The organism is Metabacillus indicus LMG 22858 (genome assembly GCF_000708755.2).
Taxonomy (GTDB): Bacteria; Bacillota; Bacilli; order Bacillales; family Bacillaceae; genus Bacillus_P; species Bacillus_P indicus.
On record NZ_JGVU02000001.1, the window covers coordinates 318,859 to 336,456 of the forward strand.

17 protein-coding genes are annotated in these 17,598 nt (G+C 44.4%); 9 read left to right on the top strand and 8 right to left on the bottom strand.

All coding sequences use genetic code 11. The annotated features are described in order from the left end of the window. The first annotated feature begins 231 nt into the window (after positions 1-231). Complete coding sequence (locus AZ46_RS01540; RefSeq protein WP_051865088.1) at positions 232-3,294, top strand: pullulanase; 3,063 nt, start codon at positions 232-234, stop codon at positions 3,292-3,294. Between the two features lie 29 nt (positions 3,295-3,323). Here AZ46_RS01540 and AZ46_RS21345 read toward each other — a convergent pair whose 3' ends face one another. Further along, entirely contained in the window at positions 3,324-3,482 is a 159-nt protein-coding gene (locus tag AZ46_RS21345) for a YozQ family protein (RefSeq protein WP_081414040.1), read from the bottom strand. Between the two features lie 150 nt (positions 3,483-3,632). On the opposite strand from AZ46_RS21345, the gene AZ46_RS01545 reads away from it, so the two are divergent. Further along, positions 3,633-4,865 (top strand): MFS transporter, encoded by a 1,233-nt coding sequence (locus AZ46_RS01545; RefSeq protein ID WP_029282136.1) that lies wholly within the window; start codon positions 3,633-3,635, stop codon positions 4,863-4,865. A 511-nt stretch (positions 4,866-5,376) separates the two neighbouring features. Here the strand turns inward: AZ46_RS01545 and AZ46_RS01550 are convergent. Both AZ46_RS01550 and AZ46_RS01555 read right to left on the bottom strand, forming a co-directional pair. After that, on the bottom strand, positions 5,377-5,790 hold the full coding sequence (locus tag AZ46_RS01550; RefSeq protein WP_029282134.1) for a hypothetical protein: 414 nt from the start codon (positions 5,788-5,790) through the stop codon (positions 5,377-5,379). A gap of 14 nt (positions 5,791-5,804) precedes the next feature. Then, on the bottom strand, positions 5,805-7,166 hold the full coding sequence (locus tag AZ46_RS01555) for an amino acid permease (protein WP_029282132.1): 1,362 nt from the start codon (positions 7,164-7,166) through the stop codon (positions 5,805-5,807). A 138-nt stretch (positions 7,167-7,304) separates the two neighbouring features. On the opposite strand from AZ46_RS01555, the gene AZ46_RS01560 reads away from it, so the two are divergent. Next, positions 7,305-8,042 carry a ZIP family metal transporter gene (locus tag AZ46_RS01560; RefSeq protein ID WP_152554707.1) on the top strand — a complete coding sequence of 246 codons (738 nt, stop codon included), beginning with the start codon at positions 7,305-7,307 and terminating at the stop codon, positions 8,040-8,042. 29 nt (positions 8,043-8,071) lie between these two features. On the opposite strand, the gene AZ46_RS01565 is transcribed toward AZ46_RS01560, so the two are convergent. From AZ46_RS01565 to AZ46_RS01580, 4 genes are all read right to left on the bottom strand, one after another. Further along, positions 8,072-8,920, bottom strand: a complete 849-nt coding sequence (locus AZ46_RS01565) for a dimethylarginine dimethylaminohydrolase family protein (RefSeq protein ID WP_029282128.1) — start codon at positions 8,918-8,920, stop codon at positions 8,072-8,074. A gap of 14 nt (positions 8,921-8,934) precedes the next feature. After that, on the bottom strand, positions 8,935-9,183 hold the full coding sequence (locus AZ46_RS01570; RefSeq protein ID WP_029282126.1) for a hypothetical protein: 249 nt from the start codon (positions 9,181-9,183) through the stop codon (positions 8,935-8,937). A 65-nt stretch (positions 9,184-9,248) separates the two neighbouring features. Further along, a complete protein-coding gene (locus AZ46_RS01575) occupies positions 9,249-9,878 on the bottom strand; it encodes a LysE family transporter (RefSeq protein WP_029282124.1) in 630 nt (209 codons plus the stop codon). A gap of 340 nt (positions 9,879-10,218) precedes the next feature. After that, positions 10,219-10,782 (bottom strand): DUF2179 domain-containing protein, encoded by a 564-nt coding sequence (locus AZ46_RS01580; protein ID WP_029282123.1) that lies wholly within the window; start codon positions 10,780-10,782, stop codon positions 10,219-10,221. 208 nt (positions 10,783-10,990) lie between these two features. On the opposite strand from AZ46_RS01580, the gene AZ46_RS01585 reads away from it, so the two are divergent. The 6 genes from AZ46_RS01585 (at position 10,991) to AZ46_RS01610 (ending at position 15,877) form a co-directional block, all read left to right on the top strand. Continuing rightward, positions 10,991-11,674: a sigma factor-like helix-turn-helix DNA-binding protein gene (locus AZ46_RS01585; RefSeq protein WP_081870110.1), complete on the top strand. Its 684-nt coding sequence runs from the start codon at positions 10,991-10,993 to the stop codon at positions 11,672-11,674. A 21-nt stretch (positions 11,675-11,695) separates the two neighbouring features. Then, a complete protein-coding gene (gene clpP / locus AZ46_RS01590) occupies positions 11,696-12,277 on the top strand; it encodes an ATP-dependent Clp endopeptidase proteolytic subunit ClpP (RefSeq protein WP_029282119.1) in 582 nt (193 codons plus the stop codon). 106 nt (positions 12,278-12,383) lie between these two features. Further along, on the top strand, positions 12,384-12,845 hold the full coding sequence (locus AZ46_RS01595; protein WP_206539100.1) for a GNAT family N-acetyltransferase: 462 nt from the start codon (positions 12,384-12,386) through the stop codon (positions 12,843-12,845). Position 12,846: 1 nt separating this feature from the next. Further along, the gene (locus AZ46_RS01600) at positions 12,847-13,407 is read left to right on the top strand and encodes a DEAD/DEAH box helicase family protein (protein ID WP_029282115.1); all 561 of its coding nucleotides are present in this window, start codon (positions 12,847-12,849) and stop codon (positions 13,405-13,407) included. A gap of 120 nt (positions 13,408-13,527) precedes the next feature. Beyond that, entirely contained in the window at positions 13,528-14,037 is a 510-nt protein-coding gene (locus tag AZ46_RS01605; protein WP_051865090.1) for an RNA polymerase sigma factor, read from the top strand. Positions 14,038-14,194: 157 nt separating this feature from the next. Continuing rightward, the gene (locus AZ46_RS01610) at positions 14,195-15,877 is read left to right on the top strand and encodes a choice-of-anchor I family protein (protein ID WP_152554698.1); all 1,683 of its coding nucleotides are present in this window, start codon (positions 14,195-14,197) and stop codon (positions 15,875-15,877) included. Positions 15,878-15,926: 49 nt separating this feature from the next. Here AZ46_RS01610 and AZ46_RS01615 read toward each other — a convergent pair whose 3' ends face one another. Further along, positions 15,927-17,462, bottom strand: a complete 1,536-nt coding sequence (locus AZ46_RS01615; protein ID WP_029282109.1) for a glycine betaine uptake BCCT transporter — start codon at positions 17,460-17,462, stop codon at positions 15,927-15,929. Between the last annotated feature and the right edge of the window lie 136 nt (positions 17,463-17,598).

A 17,598-nucleotide genomic window follows, 5' to 3' on the forward strand; every position in this document is an offset into this window, starting at 1 on the left:
GAGAGAATGGGTCAGAGCGGAAATGACAGATACCGTTATTTAAAAAACAATCCGTGCTAAAAAAACATTCACGAAATGCCGAAAAATAGCAAGAAAATTCAAAAAAACGTTGACACATGATGACATATTCCTTTTAATTAAAGATGTAAACGCTTTATGAAAACGTTTGCGCATTAATTTTGAAGTTACATAGTCAGCCAGGGGATAACGATTAAAAACGGGGGTTGAGACATGACAAAATGGGTAAAAAGCGCATTGATTTTAGTTTTGTTGCTGGGAGCAGTGTTTCCTGCGCTGCATTTGCCGGCAGCAAAAGCTGCTGAAAAGGATCCGGAGCTTCCGGAAAACACAGTACGGATTCATTATGTAAAGGATGACAAAAATTATAAAGATCTTGGACTGTGGCTTTGGGAAGACGTAGCCGAAGCACCGAAGGAATGGCCGAAAGATGCTGTACCATTCACAGATGAGCAGTCTGATGAACACGGCCGCTATATAGATGTGAAAGTGAAGGAAGGCGCAAAGAAGCTCGGTTTTCTTGTTGTAAACCGCGTGACGGGGGAGAAAACCGGCGGCGACAAAGTGTTTACGATGCTTGAAGACTATAATCACCTTTGGATTAAAAACGCAGATGATACGATTTACACATCATCCCAGTGGGAAAATCCAGTGGCGATTATAAGCGCTGAAATCACATCAAGCCAAAAACTGCTTGTAGGTTTAACAAGAACGGAAGGACTGACGGAGGAAGAGCTCGTATCTTCTATAAAAGTACAAGATGAAGCAGGGGCAGAAGTACCTGTTCAAAGTGCGAAAATCACGTCTGCTTCAACAGTTGAAGTAACCGTTGGCAGCGAGCTGAATGGGGATGCCTACACGGTCACATATGGAACAAAGTCCGTAACGGCCACAAGAGGCTGGAGAATGATTGATGAGCTTTATTCCTATGAGGGCGATGATCTTGGTGCATCATACAGCGGCGGACAAGCTGTTTTGAAGCTTTGGGCTCCAAGAGCAAGCAAAGTGACAGCTGTTTTTTACGACAAAAACGATGCATCTAAAGAGATCGGCAAACTCGATTTAACGATGGGCGATAAAGGAGTCTGGTCTGTTGAAGCCAAACCGGGCGATCTTGGAGTCAGCGATTTAAAAGGATACTACTATCAGTATGAGGTAACAAATGGAGGCGAAACGAAGAAGGTTCTTGATCCTTATGCCAAATCAATGGCGCCTTTTACGGTTAACACGAAAGGTGAAGCAGGACCGGACGGGGATCTTATTGGTAAAGCAGCCATCGTTGACCTTGCAGGCACAGATCCTGCGGGACTTGATTTTGCAAAGATTGACGGTTACGAAAAGAAAGAAGATGCCGTCATCTGGGAGATTCACGTCAGGGATTTCACATCTGATCCTTCAATCGAAGGCGATTTATCTTCTGAGTGGGGTACGTATGACGCGTTTAAAGACAAGCTGGATTACATTAAATCACTTGGTGTAACGCACGTTCAGCTTCTCCCTGTCATGGCATGGTATTACGGTGATGAAACGAACATGAGACAGCGGGAAATGGAATATTCTGCTGCAAATAATGAGTACAACTGGGGATATGACCCTCACAGCTATTTCTCACCGGACGGAGCTTATTCAAAAAATGCGGCAGATCCGGAGCTTAGAATTAAAGAGCTGAAAGGCTTGATTGATGCTGTTCATGATGCGGGCATGGGTGTTGTGCTCGATGTTGTTTACACGCACATGGCCAAAGCAAGCATGCTGAATGATATTGTTCCGAATTACTACGCGTTCCAGGATGCAAACGGCAATTTCATCGGCGGATTTGGCAACAACCTTGCGACAAATCATTACATGGCTGAAAAATTGATGATTGATTCTGTGAAGTACTGGTTTGAAGAGTATAAGATTGACGGCATGCGTTTTGACATGATGGGGGATGCCACTTATGATTCCATCCAAAATGCGTACAATGCAGCTGCCGGTATCAATAAGGATGCCCTTTTCATCGGGGAAGGCTGGAGAACATTCGGAGGACAGCTTTCAGATCCTGCGCTTGCCGGTAAAGGTGCTGATCAGGACTGGATGAACAAAACGAATGATGTTGGCGTTTTCTCTGATGAGATCCGAAATGAGCTGAAATCGGGATTCGGTTCTGAAGGTGAACCGCGATTCCTTACAGGCGGTGCGAGAAGCATTGACCTCATTTTGAAAAACATCAAAGGCCAGCCAACGAATACACCGGCTGACGATCCTGGCGACATGGTTCAGTATATTGAAGCGCATGACAATCTTCCATTGTATGACGTTATCGCGCAATCCATCAAAAAAGACCCTGCGGTTCCTGAGAACAACCAGGAAATTCATGACCGTATCCGCCTTGGAAACGCGATGATCCTGACTTCGCAGGGAACAGCCTTCCTGCATGCGGGACAGGAGTATGGACGGACAAAACAGTGGTTTGGCGAAGGAATGCCAGAGCAGAAATTCCATGAACTCAAAGACGAGAACGGAAAATCGTTCGGCTACTTCATTCACGATTCCTACGACTCGTCTGATGCCATTAACAAATTTGACTGGACAAAAGCAACAGATGCAGGTGCGTATCCGATTAACAATACAACACGCAAATACACAGCAGGTCTCATTGAACTGAGAAAATCAACTGACGCCTTCAGGCTCGGCAGCAAAGAGCTTGTAGATTCCAACGTTACGATGATTGAAGCTCCTGAGATTCAGGCATCTGATTTGATGATCGGGTACAAAGCTGTCTCCTCGGACAAAAAAGAAGAGTACTCTGTGTTTGTCAATGCAGACTCAAAAGAAAGAACCCTGACGCTTTCTGAAGATCTTCGGAAAGGAACAGTTGTCGCGGATAACGACGAGGCAGGAGCAGAAAAGGTTAAGAAAGAATCAGGCTTTAAGCTGAAAAAAGATTCAATCACAATCGAGCCTCTGACTGCAGTTGTTATTAAAGTAACCGATGAAAAGACAAATGGACCGAAAGACCCGGCACCGCCGGCTCCAAAGCCAAACAAACCGGAAAAGCCTGAAGTGAAACCGGCTGAACCGAAAAAGAACGAACCAAAAAAACCTTCTACTTCAGAGAAAACGGAAGATGAGCAGGAAGCAGCAGTTCCAGCCAAGTCTGATAACCATTCAGGCGGGAGCTCACTGCCGGCGACTGCGACCAATCACTATATGCTGATTCTGATTGGAGCTGCAGCGATGGCTGCGGGAGCAGGGTCGTATTTCCTTATTCGCAGAAGAGCAGCTTTGGCATGATAAAAGACCAGACGGAATTTCCGTCTGGTTTATTTTTTACTCTCTTCCTGATCAATTGTACCTTCGTAATAATCATCGCTGACCTGTTCGTGCGTCTCTGCAAGGCCTTTTTCAAGCTGTGATTTTCCTTCGTAGTCAGAAACCTCGAACTGCCTTCCTGCAAGCTCTTCTGATGGCTGTTTTTTCAAGTTCTACACCTCCGCATCGTTCGTTCGATATTAGATTGCTCCAGGATGGAACAAACCATTCACAGCACATAATTCATCATCAAAAGGAAACACTAATACAGTCATTTTAAAAAGCATTTTGCAGCGTATATTCTGATATGAGGTGCGGCTATGGCTGAACAATGTAAGAAGGTAAGTATTTGGTGCTTAATCAGCATGGCTTCCATCCCTTTGGTCATGACCCTTGGAAATTCCATGCTGATCCCCGTTCTTCCGGTTTTTGAAAAAGAGGTGGGCATTACCTCTTTTCAGTCCAGTATGGTCATCACAAGCTATTCCATCGCTTCCATAATCCTCATTCCGATTGCAGGGTATCTTTCAGACCGGGCTGGAAGAAAAGCAGTGATCATACCAAGTTTGATCATTGCCATGATTGGAGGACTGATTGCAGGATTTGCCTCCTGGAAACTGCCGGATCCCTATTTGCTAATCATTGTCGGCAGGGTACTGCAGGGCATTGGGGCAGCGGGTGCGTCGCCGATCATCTTGCCGCTTGTCGGTGACTTGTATAAAAATGATGACGAAAAGACAAGCTCATGTCTTGGAATTATTGAAACATCAAATACATTCGGCAAAGTGCTGAGTCCGATCATCGGTTCATTTTTTGCATCCATTCTCTGGTTTGTCCCATTCTTTTCAATCTCTTTTTTCAGCCTGATTTCCATCGTTTTGGTCTTTTTTTTCGTAAAGGTGCCAAAAAAGACAGAAACACCGCCTGCTTTCAGCGAGTTCCTGTCAAAAACGAGAAAGACGTTTAAAAAAGAAGGGAAATGGCTTTATCTGGTTTTTCTGCTCGGTGCTTTCATTATGCTTATTCTGTTTTCCATCTTGTACTTTTTGTCCGATTATCTGGAAAAGGAGTACGGTGTGACGGGCATCAAAAAAGGTTTCATGCTGGCTATTCCGCTGCTTGTCCTTTGCATCTCAGCGTATGTTACAGGGAAAACCATTAAAGGAAATGTAAAAGTGATGAGGACAATCACGATACTCTGCCTGGTCATTTTATCGGTCAGTACCGCATTTGTAGGCTTTGTGAAGGATGAATGGTTTTTGCTGTTTCTCGTGACAAGCATCGCTGGCCTCGCGATTGGCGCCATGCTGCCAACCCTGGATGCGATGGTGACAGAAAACATTGAAAAAGAAGAGAGGGGAACAATTTCTTCTTTTTACAGCTCAGCAAGGTTTATAGGAGTAGCAGCCGGCCCGCCGATCATGACGGCTGTTATGAAAAATTACTTAACGATTTCCTTTATCGCAGCAGGCTGTGCAGGTATTCTGCTTTTGATCTTTGTTTTTAAAAATTTTAAAGCCAAGCCTAAACCGCTGAAACCTAAGTTTTTCTAAAAAGCATCCTTTATCAGGGTGCTTTTTCTCATGAAAAAGAGGCTGGGATGAATCATATTATATCGGGGTTCAATTGAAAATCCGGATGAATGCTGTCACACCTATGAATGACGACATAAACGGGCATCCATTCCTGTTAAAGTGGCGTCACTAAGGGGAATAACGCCACAAATAAGCCTCCATCATTGGTAAAAGTGGCGTCACTCCGGCGAATAACGCCACAAATAAGCTTCCATCATTGGTAAAAGTGGTGTCACTAAGGCGAATGACGCCAGAAATGAGCCTCCAACTTAGGTAAAAGTGGCGTCACTCCGGTGAATAACGCCAGAAATGATCCTCCATCATTGGTAAAAGTGGCGTCACTATGGCGAATAACGCCACAAATAAGCCTCCATCTCTGTTGAAAATGGCGTCATTAACGCGAATGACTCCTACAAATCCAATCAGAAAAACCGAACTAGCTGTTATACCCTAGTCCGGTTTTGTTGGCTCAAACAGTTACGTTCCAGCCTCATATTAACGAATCAAAAGAAAAAGCATCAACGGATGAAACTTTCCCCCGCCACCATGCAGGATGGGCCGGCTGTGTATGCTGATATTTTGCATTTCTCAAGTGAATATAAGCAGGTGGTTCTTGTTCGTCTTCTTTTTTATCACCCTGCTCTTGTTTTTGTTTCACATATTCATCTTTTAAATCTTCAAACCGCTTTCCGATAATGCGTGACATCGTATCATCCCGGAGATCGTGAGCGGACTCTGTAATTCCGTCGTAATAAGCCCTGGAACCGATTAATACTCCGGAAACCAATGTTCCCTGGACATTCAGGGTGACGTTCATTTCAATCCCGTCATTCTCTGCAAGCGAGAGGAACATCAGCAGGACTGCATCCTCTGTTGTTGCCTGCTCTTTTTTGGCATTTGCCATGGTTCGCACCTTCCTTAAAAATATTTAGGGGCAGTCTTTTTCACTTTCCATTTTTTCTTCATAAACAGACAGACAACGGCTATGATCATCACAAAAAGCAGGCTTACATAAAATCCCGGTCTTACTTCATGATCAAGCAGGGTGCCGCTGACAGCAAACACAATCAGCCCAAGTCCAATCCAGGAAGCAATCTTCATGAGGACAGATTGCTTCAGCAGCTTAAGCGACGAGATCACAATGAAGAACCAGTTGTATAAAAGCAGAATGCCTGCTGCCGTTGTGATATACTCATAAATTTTCCCGGGCAATAGCAGCGCCGTAATAATAGAAGCAATCAGACCGATGACGGCGAGTCCAAGCGAAGGCAGGGGCAGATCTTTTAGTTTCCTGCTCTTTTTGGAAAAAAAGGCCGGTGCGTCGCCATCGTCAGCCAGTATGACAAGAAGATTTGTTACGCCGAACAAAGATGCCGTCATGGCAGAAAAGCCTGCAATAATAATGGCCCCGTTAAAAACATGAGGGAAAAAGGGCAGATTGTATGCTGAAAGGGCAGTGACAAAAGGACTTTCATTTTCGTGAAACACATCTGCAGAAACGATGAGAACGGCAAGTGCCAGGGATGCAACATAAACGGCCGCAAGACAGATCAGCATCACTGTTCCTGATTTGGGTGCATCTTCTTTCTTTTTCAGCTGCATGGCCATTAGTCCAATAACTTCAATTCCTCCATATGCATAAAATGCGTAGGTGAGGGAGGCCCAAAAACCTGAAATTCCTCCAGTAAAAAGCGGTGGAAGTCCGCTCCGGACAACAGGTTCCTTTGAACTTGACAGTATTCCTGCAAGAGCCGCCACAGCGAGCACGATGAACATGAGGATGGCCGCAAACTTAATCACGGCAAACAAGTTTTCTGTCTTATCAAACCCCTTTGTTCCGGTCAGCACGACAAGGATGGACAATATGGCGTAGCCGGAGGCAAAGATCCACAGCGGGACATGCGGAAACCAGAACTGCGAAAGAATCGAAAGGGCGGTGAGCTGACTGCCCATAATCAGGATGTTTGAAGCCCAGTAATTCCAGCCGCAGCTGAAGGCAGCCCACTTGCCGAACGCTTTTCCTGCATAGTAGCAGAAACTGCCTGTCTGGGGGTCGGCTGCTGTCATTTTTGCCAGTACGTTAAAAACGATGTATGTACCGAGTGCTGCCAAAAGAAAAGAAAGAACAATTGACGGCCCGGTGATTTTAACTCCGATGCCGGACCCGAGGAAATACCCTGTGCCGATCGTGCATCCGATGCCGATCAGGGATAATTGCCACCATGCAAGATCACCTTTAGCCGGGCTTTTGTTTTTGCCTGCTGGTGTACAGCTGCTCATACAATCCCTCCTATACAGTGGTATTGTTCGAATATGGGGGGGCAATTATGTATGAGGCGAAAAAACAGGAGGGGGGCAATTTTAAACAATCATACATACCATGGAGTCGTGAATACATTTAAGCAGGAAGGTGATCTCTTGCTGGATATGATAATCGGCAGTTCCATCTCTGCGTTTGCCACTGCTCTCGGTGCTCTGCCCATATTGCTTTTTAACCGTCTGTCGCATAAGTTCAGGGATATGCTGCTTGCCTTCACAGCAGGCATCATGGTGACCGCGTGCAGCTTCAGTCTGATACCGGAAGCGCTTGCCAAGTCAAATGTATGGGTTGTTTTAACAGGCCTTTTGATTGGGACATTTGTGCTTGACCGCATGGAAAAATACATCCCGCACAGCCATCCCGAACGTGAAAATCTCAGTTATATGCCTAACCTTGATAAAAAGACGTTTTTAATTGTTTCCGCCCTTACGCTTCACAATATTCCGGAGGGACTTTCTGTTGGAGTGAGCTATGCCGGTGATTCCGGAGAGCTTGGAGGAATCATTGCGCTTGCAATCGGCCTGCAGAATGCCCCGGAAGGTCTGCTTGTTGCCCTGTATCTTGTAAATCAGAACATGTCTAAAGTAAAAGCCTTTTTATTTGCTGCTTTAACAGGAAGCATCGAAATTGCAGCAGCGCTTCTCGGCTACTCGCTGACAAACTATATTGATGATTTAATTCCCTACGGTTTATCGTTTGCAGCAGGTGCCATGCTCTTTATTGTCTATAAGGAACTGATTCCTGAAAGCCACGGGGATGGAAACGAACGGTATTCGACCTATGCGTTTATAGGCGGACTTGGGATGATGCTTGCGATCATCAGCATTTTCACATGAAAAAGCCAGGGATTTCCCCTGGCTTTTCCTCATGCTTCAGATTTCCTGCTTAAAGGCATTGTACAGCACCTGAATGACCCGCCCGATTTTATAATTTCACTGAAATCAACTTCAATCACGTCATATCCCCGTTTTTGCAGTTCGCCATTGACCCCTTTATTCTGAGGAAGACTGATGACTTTTTTATGGCCGATGGAAAGGACGTTTGCCCCCATAGCAAACTGCTCTTCCTCTGATACTTCAATCAGGTCAAAATGTGATTTGAGCAGCTCGTATTCTGCTTCTTCCATCCCTGCTTTATGGATAAGGGCTTCGGTAGGGGACAGGATGTTGAAAATGCAGTCCAAATGCAGGATTTCCTGCTTTATTGGGATTGGGATGATTGTATAATCAGGAATGCCTGCCTGAATATGTTCGATGGCATGCTCGGTTGTCCGTTCGCTGATGCCTATGTAAACGGTCTTTTGATGAATAATGACATCTCCGCCCTCGGTCTGGTCTTCTGTCAGATCAATATAAGAAATATCATGGTTTTTCAGCCAGTCCTTCAGAATCTGCTCTTCTCCCTGCCTGACCGGCATGCTCATGGCTGAGATGAAAATGGTATCCCCGATTGTAAAACCAATGTCTCTGGTGAAAACCTGTTCCGGGAATTCTTTTTTAGGAGGCAAATGGTGCACTTCAATGCCATTTTCCTTCAGGACATTCATAAACGCGGTATGCTGGGCAATCGCCGTTTCTACATTAATATTTTCCTTATGGTAGCGACGCTGTGTTTCATTGATCACATGATGGATTCTCATAAATTGGGGTTTGCACAGCACGACGCTTTCCATCACATCGTATTCAGTATGACAGCTTATTTTAGACGGATTCATAGATTCAGGGCTCCTTAGAAAGAATTCGTGCTTTGTAGGGCAGTCAGCGTTTCGTTTAAATGCATCAAATGCTCGCTCGCATGAAGCAGAGCAGGCGTCTCTTCCTCATGTGCCCTGGCAGCGTTCACATGCTCTTTTGCCAGAGTCAGTGCTTTAAACGCTTTTTGATATTCTTCCGGATTAAAATTCATCTGAGCGTGAATGACAGCTTCACGTGCCTGCTTGACCAATTCCTGCATCTGATTCATTTCAGATTGTTCCATGACCATTCCTCCTGCTGATTTGCTCTTTCTAGTCTGTACAGGCAAAAGAAGCCTCATACAAAAACTCAGAAAAACAGCACAATCAGAGCATGCCATCCAAAATAGAGGCCAAAGCCGATCATCGATACAGAAGACAGGATGGAAATGAGAATGAGCAGCTTAGAATGGAGAAAACGCCTCGCAAAGCTTGAAGCGAGGGCCATGGCGAAATCCCAGAGCAAAATGCCGAGGATAATCGCTGCACTATAGCCGATTAAATCCTGCACGCTTGATTCCGAAGCCGTTTTTGCAAGAACAGACCCGAAAATTCCGAGCCAGAACATCACCGTAAGCGGATTTGAAATGGACATAATAAAACCGGAAGAAAAAGAGCCAAAAAGGGAGTCTCCTGCATCTTTCCGGTTATCAATATGTATTTCTCCGGCGCCTTTTAGACCTTCACATCCTGAATACATAAGGACAAAAAAACCAAATAACCAAAGAAACACCTGCATGAAAGAATTTTCAATCAGCTGAGACACACCTAAAAAAACAAGGAGCATGTACAAAATATCAGCTGATAAAGCTCCTATTCCAAACACCCACGCATGAAAAAATCCTTTTTTAATTCCGCGGTTCAGCTGGGCAGCATTCACGGGGCCAACAGGTGCCGCAAGCGAAACTCCAAGAAGGATGTACGTCAGAAAAACGGTCATTTAACAGCCTCCTAAACACTCTCTATATGTCATCCTATTCTTGAAAAAGTGCCTGTACGACATTTTTTTGGAAAACACAAAAAGGCCGTGAGCGGCCCCCCTGAGATTTTTCTATAGGAAGCAAGGATCATTAAAATAAACAATCTCAGATAAAAATTTGCACCCTTTTAACTGTTTATACGCATCCCTGGCTTCTTCTTCTGTACTGAATTCATACATTTTGACCGATTCTTTCAAAAAAAGGGTGATCACCCACATGAAAGATCCCTCCTGTTTGATGTCCTTATTACAAGCTATTGCATGTTCCGCCAAATATGCATGCAAAAAAAAAGGCCGCTGCTTATATTGAGTGGCCTTCCTGTTTTACCGATTTATTTTTTTTCATACTCTGCCTTTTTTTCATCGACTTTGTTAAGTAACCGCCTTTAAAAGAACGGATTTCATAAGACATCATAAAGGCTGAAGGCTCCCTCAAGTGGATGATTTCCTGAAGCTCTTCTTCACGTGATCTCTTGGATACAATGTCAAGACGATAGCGGACAGAATTCATTCCCTGTCCTTCAAAAACCGTCACGCCAAAACCAGCATTTCTTAAGTCACTGACCAGCTCCGTGTTTTTTTCGGGTATGTTTACCTGATACGTTATATAGCCAATTGCAAGCTTCTTTTCAAGCATGCCGCCGAGCAAGAGCCCAATGCTGAACCCGAGTACATAGGCACTGATGTTATAGAAGTTTGATAGATCCTGAAAAACAATTCCCAGACTGATGATGTAGATGATTGCTTCAAGCAATCCTACGCCGGCGGCTGATTTCGTTTGATTTTTCACCAAAAGGATGGTCCTCATCGTCAAAACCGGTACGAAAATCAGCTGCAGAATAAAGATTAACAGCGCCTGCAGCAGCATACAAAAACTCCCTCTCCTGAAGATACGGCAAGCTTACCATAATTCTCTGCCCATTTCATGTCATATCAGATATTCTTGAAATTACCAATTTTACTGTCTCTGGTCATATCAGTTGGCAATTGTATAAAATAAAAAGGATCATACCCGTATCTTTTTACCCGTCTTCATCCGTTTATAAAGCAGAGAGGCAAAAAGGAGTGAGAGCATGCAAGGCAACAGGCTGTCAACTAATCTGGAAAAGAAGCAGAAGAATCCCGATATGAAGGAGCTGTACCTTAAGCTTCAGCAGTACTGCCGGTTTTTGACCCAGGATAAATACGACGGGGAGGATGCAGCCCAGGAAGTGATGCTGAAGGCGTACTTGACCTATGATCAGAGTGCCTTAAGCTCTGCATTGTTAAATAGGATGGCTTATCATCACTGGATAGATGTAGTCAGAAAGCGAAAGAGAGAGACTCCGTGCGAACCTCCTGAAAGGGGAGGTGCGGATCATGCGAATCAGATGATTGAACGGCGGAGTTTGCTTGAGCATCTTCTGTCAAAGTGCACACCAAAGCAGGCGGTTCTCTTTTTACTCAAAGAAGCCTTTCACTATCAGGCGAATGAACTGGCGGAGCTTCTTGGAACGACAGAAACGTCCGTCAAATCAGCTGTATTCAGAGCGAAAAAGCGTTTATCCAAGGAAAAGGGCGAAGCAGATTCGTATTGGGATGAGGTGGAGAGGGAGTGGCTGTCTGACCTGATGTACACGTCACTGCAGTTTCAGGATCCTGCACCGCTGCTGAAGGCATTGCCTGATATCCTCACCTTTGAAAGCACTGACAGCCCTGCCCTTGTGTACATTCCGTTCAGACAGCTTTCGTCTGCTTCTCTGAAAATGGCTGCATAGCCTTATGAAGGAGGAAAAAGGATGAGTACGATCCCTTACGTTATTGAAAGTTCAGGCCGCGGTGAACGGTCCTATGATATTTATTCCCGTCTGCTGAAAGACAGAATTATTATGATTGGCGATGAAATTAATGATCACACGGCAAACGTGACAGTGGCTCAGCTGTTATTTTTGGCAGCAGAGGATCCTGAGAAGGATATATCCATTTACATTAACAGCCCAGGAGGATCGATTACAGCAGGCTTTTCCATTTTTGATACAATGCAGTATATCAAACCTGATGTCAGAACAATCTGTACAGGTATGGCCGCATCTTTCGGGGCCCTGCTGCTTTTGGCGGGGACAAAAGGAAAACGGTTTGCTCTTCCAAACAGTGAAATCATGATCCACCAGCCGCTTGGCGGGGCAAGAGGCCAGGCGGCAGAAATTGAAATTTCAGCTCGCCGCATATTAAAGCTTCGCGAGCATATCAATAAAATCATTGCTGAACGGACGGGACAGCCGATTGAAAAAGTAGCCCGCGATTCCGACCGTGATTACTATTTGAGTGCAGCGGAAGCGAAGGAATATGGCATTATTGATGAGATTATTGGGGGGAAGTAGATCAAAAACATGTCGGCTTTTAAGCTGACATGTTTTTTCTTCTTGTAATTGTCTTTCTGTTGCCTGAAAATAGAAAGTATTCTAATTTCCGGGGTGGAATATGACAATGAAACTAGTTAAAACAAATGGACGCAATCATGATTTTCTAAGCCTTGTTAAGCTGCTTGATCAGGATCTGCATGAACGATACGGGGATCTGCAAAAGGAATACACTCCCCATAATCAGCTGGATGATATTCACGATGTGGTTTTGATTTATAAAGATGGCGTGGCAGCAGCCTGCGGAGCCTTTAAAGAATTCGACAGCAGCACCATTGAACTGAAGCGGATTTTCGTTGAAAAAGCGTTCCGCGGACAGGGGCTGTCAAAGGAGATTGTGCGTCAGCTCGAACAGACAGGAGCAGAAAAAGGGTATGTTGATGCTGTTCTTGAAACAGGCACAAAGCAGCACGAAGCTATTAGTCTATACAAAAGTGCCGGATACAGCGCCATTCCAAACTATGGCCCCTATATCGGCAAATCCGCCAGTTTGTGCATGAAAAAGTCCCTGATAAATAAGGAGAATTAACATGAAATTTGTTTTGCTTTTTGGCCCGCAGGCTGTCGGAAAAATGACGGTTGGACAGCAGCTTGAAAAAATAACGGATTTGAAGCTTTTTCATAATCATATGACGATTGACCTTGTAAGTCCTTTTTTTGATTACGGGACAGAGAAGGGGAGAAAATTAGTAGGCGAATTCAGGAAGAGAATCTTCGAGGAAGTGGCAGGGAGTGATTTGCCCGGTTTAATTTTTACATATGTATGGGCGTTTGATCAACAGGGTGATTGGGACTATGTGGAAGAGGTCTGCGCTGTTTTTGAGTCAAAAGGTGCGGACATATACTTTGCAGAACTTGAAGCGGATACTGATGCAAGACTCCTCCGCAACAAAAGTGAACACCGCCTTGCACATAAACCAACTAAGCGCAATCTTGATTGGTCAGAAAATGATTTGCTGTCAAGCATGGAGATCTTCAGACTGAACTCGGACGAGGGAGAAATAAAAAGAGCAAATTATACGAGGATTAATAATACGAATCTGGCGGCTGAAGAAACAGCTCTCCGCATTAAAAACACGTTCAATCTATGATTTCTTAAATCTTCTTTAAAAAATCTTAAGAAAAAGTTTCCTTTAACGCCCCGTGCTGCTGGCTTATAATCAAACAGGAAGAGAGAAAAACAGAATATGAGAAAGATGGGTGAGTGTCTGATGCCCCCAGCAGCACTGGTGTATGAAAAGCCGTCATTTAACGAAATCTACCAAACTTACTATACCGCGATTTACAGAATTGCTTTGAGAATGACAAGAGACCCGCACATGGCGGAGGATATTGTCCAGGAAACCTTTATTAAGGCATTCTTGAAGCTTGATACCATTTTTGAAAAAGACAAACTGAAAAACTGGCTGTCCTCGATTGCCAGAAGAACGGCGATCGATCTGTTTATCAGGAAAAAGAGAAATGAGACTTCCCTCGAAGACCTTGTTCTTGCGGATGGAAGAGAGTGCGTGGAGGATACCGCTGATTATGCGTTTTTGAAAGAAAAAGCAAAAGAAGCGCTGAATGAGCTGAAAGCAGAAGAACGCGAAATTATGATGATGAAGCTGTTTCTTGGCATGAAGGATCAGGAGATAGCCGAACAGCTTTCCCTGAAACTTCCGACTGTTAAAACGAAAATACATAGAGCGAGAAAGCAGCTGAAGACTGCTCTTGCGTCATGACAAAAGGGCTTCCTATTGGATAAGCCTTTTTTGTGTTGTATGTTTTTATTTATTTTTTTACAAAGCCTCAACATTTCTTTACAGAATCTTAACCGTAAACGATACCTGTTTTCCGCTACTCTTAAGGTAGGTTTTTAAATGGACAGGAGGAATGAAATTGAAACGTTCAAGTCTGTATTGTAAATTAGGTGCTTTGTCATTAGCAGGTGTGATGCTATCAGCGGGATTTTTGGGCAATGTTCCTGCAGAAGCCAAATGGAAAGGAGATTCTTCAGCTGACACTCGCTTTACGGACAGCCTTCAGCTTGAGAAGATTGGAAACTTCAGTACCGGAATGACAGATAAAGACGGCGGAGTCGCTGAGATTGTTAAATACAATTCTGACAACAGAAAATTCTATGTAATTAACGGAAAGCAGCAGACAATCGATATAGTAAGCCTTGCAAAACTTGCTTCAGGGAAAAAGCAGGAGCTTATAAAAGAGAAATCTTTGGATATGGCAGGTGCTGTAAACTCAAACACCTTTCAGTATGGAGATGTAACAAGCATTGACATCCATACGAAAAAGAACATCATTGCTGTTGCCATTCAGGAAGCGGACTACACAAAGCGGGGAAAAATTGTCGTATTGGACTATGAAGGGAATTTGCTTAAAACATTTGATGCCGGCGTTCAGCCTGATATGGTCAAAATCTCGGAAAACGGCCGCTACATCGTATCGGCTGATGAAGGCGAGCCGCGCGAAGGACTGGAAAAGGGGATTGATCCTGAGGGTTCTGTAACAATTGCAGATCTTAAATCTGGAAGTGTAAAACGGACACTATTTCATGACAAGAATGTTATTGATGATAAAGTTCATATCCGAAATCATGGAACAAAAGCAGATGCTGTAAGGGATTTTGAACCTGAATACATAGCCCTTGATGAAAATGGAAGCACTGCTTATGTGACACTGCAGGAAAACAATGCGATTGCAGCCGTTGATCTGAAGGAGGGGAAGGTCAAATCTGTTAAATCACTCGGTTATAAAGACCATTCCCTGCCTGGAAACGAGCTTGATGCAGCGCGGAATGACCAAATTGAGCTTGAACGGCTCCCGGTCCTCGGAGCATACATGCCTGACAGCGTCGCTTATATGAAGATCAAGGGTAAGGAGTATCTTGTTACCGCAAACGAAGGAGATGCTACAGAGTGGGAAGAGTTTGAAAACATCTCTGATTTCAAGGATGTAAAAAACAGCCTTTCCCTCGACTCATCGCTTTTTAAAGGAATGTCAGAAGCAAAAGCAGAAGAAACATTTCACTATATGAAGAAATCAGGCAAGTTCGACAAGCTTGAGATACTGACAGACCGCGGGAAGGATGCCGTCTATACTCTTGGAGGAAGATCTTTCTCTGTCTGGAAGGCTGACACGATGGAGCTCGTTTATGACAGCGGCAGTGACTTTGAGACCGTGACCTCAGAGCGCTATCCGGATGTCTTTAACTGGTCAAATGAAGATACCGCCTTTGAAAAGCGCAGTGCGAAAAAAGGACCTGAACCTGAGGATGTAAAAATCGGAAAAATCGGGAAAGACGTGTATGCTTTTATCGGACTTGAGCGGATTGGGGGCGTTATGGCTTATAACGTCTCGAATCCTGCCTCTCCGGAGTTTGCCAATTACTTTAACACACGGGATTTTTCAGCAGCTATCGCGGGGGATGTTTCACCGGAAGGACTTGAATTCATTTCGGCAAAGAACAGCCCGACAGGCAAAGCGATGGTCTTAGTTGGGAATGAAGTCAGCGGGACAGTTTCAGTGAATGAGATAGAGAAAGTGAAAAATAAAAAGAATGAATAAAGACAAAAGGCTCAGAGCGGATGCTCCTGAGCCTTTTGCCTATTTATTTTTATGCAGGAGTCTCAACTTTCTTCTTCTGCTTTTTAACAGGAACTTGTGTCATTCCCAGTTCTTTTGCTTCTTTTGATAACGATTTGATTAAGCTTATGGTCATCAGCGTCATAATGACTGAGAACGGAAGAGCAGCAATAATCATCGTGTTCTGCAGGGCCTGCAGTCCGCCGGAATAAAGAAGGACAAGGGCAATGGCAGCAAGGAAAATTCCCCAGACCACTTTGACACTGTTGCTCGGGTTTTGCGAGCCGTTTGTTGTCATCATGCCGAGCACGAATGTTCCGGAGTCAGCAGATGTGATAAAGAATGTTCCAACAAGCAGCATGGCGATAATGGAAAGAACAGTTCCCATCGGATAGTTTTCAAAGACACCGAAAAGAGATTCTTCTGTGGCAAGTGCAGAAATTTTTGCAATTCCTTCATGCTCAAGTAAAATAGCCGAACCGCCAAACGTTGAAAACCAGAGGAATCCGATTAGTGATGGAATGAGCAAGACGAACACAACGAATTCCCTGATGGTTCTTCCTTTTGAGACGCGGGCAATAAAGATGCCGACAAAAGGTGACCAAGCGATCCACCATGCCCAATAGAAAATAGTCCAGCCGTTAATCCAGCTGCGGTTTTCTTCGTCAAGGGGCGAGATGCGGAAGCTCATGTTCAGCAGGTTCTGAAGATAGGTTCCGATTGTATCTGTAAATAAATTAAGTGTAAAGAGCGTTGGGCCAAAAACAAACATTAGAATAAAAAGGGCAAATGCCAGCACCATATTGGCGTTGCTCAGAATCTTGATTCCTTTTCCAAGTCCGCTCAAGGCAGAAAGGATGAAAAGGATGGTGAAAACAGCGACAATAGCGAATTGCACCCAAATAGTAGTCGGAACTCCGTATAAGAATGAAAGTCCTCCGTTAATCTGAACAGCACCAAAGCCAAGGGTCGTTGCTACTCCGATGACAGTAGCGATAACGGCAATCACATCAACGGCCTTCCCGATAGGACCATCTGCATGGCGGCCGATTAAAGGCCTCAATGTTGCGCTTATGAGTCCGCGCTCACCTTTGCGGAAGGTGAAATAAGCAAGTACGAGTGCAACGATTCCGTAAATAGCCCAGGCGTGAACGCCCCAATGGAAAAATGTAAACCGCATCGAATTGCGGATTGCCTGATCTGTGCCTGTCTCTCCTGTAGGCGAGCTGATTGCATAATGGCTGATAGGTTCAGCTGCTCCCCAGAAAACAAGGCCTATTCCCATTCCTGCACTGAACAGCATGGCAAGCCAGGTTGGACGTGAAAACTCAGGCTTATCCTCCTGTTTCCCAAGTTTAATCCGGCCAATCGGACTTACGAGCAAATATAAACATACAAACACAAACGCGGTCACGACAATCAAATAATACCATCCAAATTTATCTGTAATCATTCCTTGCAGACTTCCAGTCACGCTCTCAAGTGTTTTAGGTGCAGCGACACCCGCAAGCACAAGAAGAGATAGAATGGCAGCCGATACGTAAAATACTGCTGAAACTTTTTTCATATTCAATTAAAAACTCCCATCTTTGATAGATTCGCAGAGGGTTTACTTCAATTGGAAAACACAAAAACATGCAAAACCAACAATTCTCTTTTTTCATTTCTATGAAGCAATAGTAACTAACCCTTAAAGATTGCGT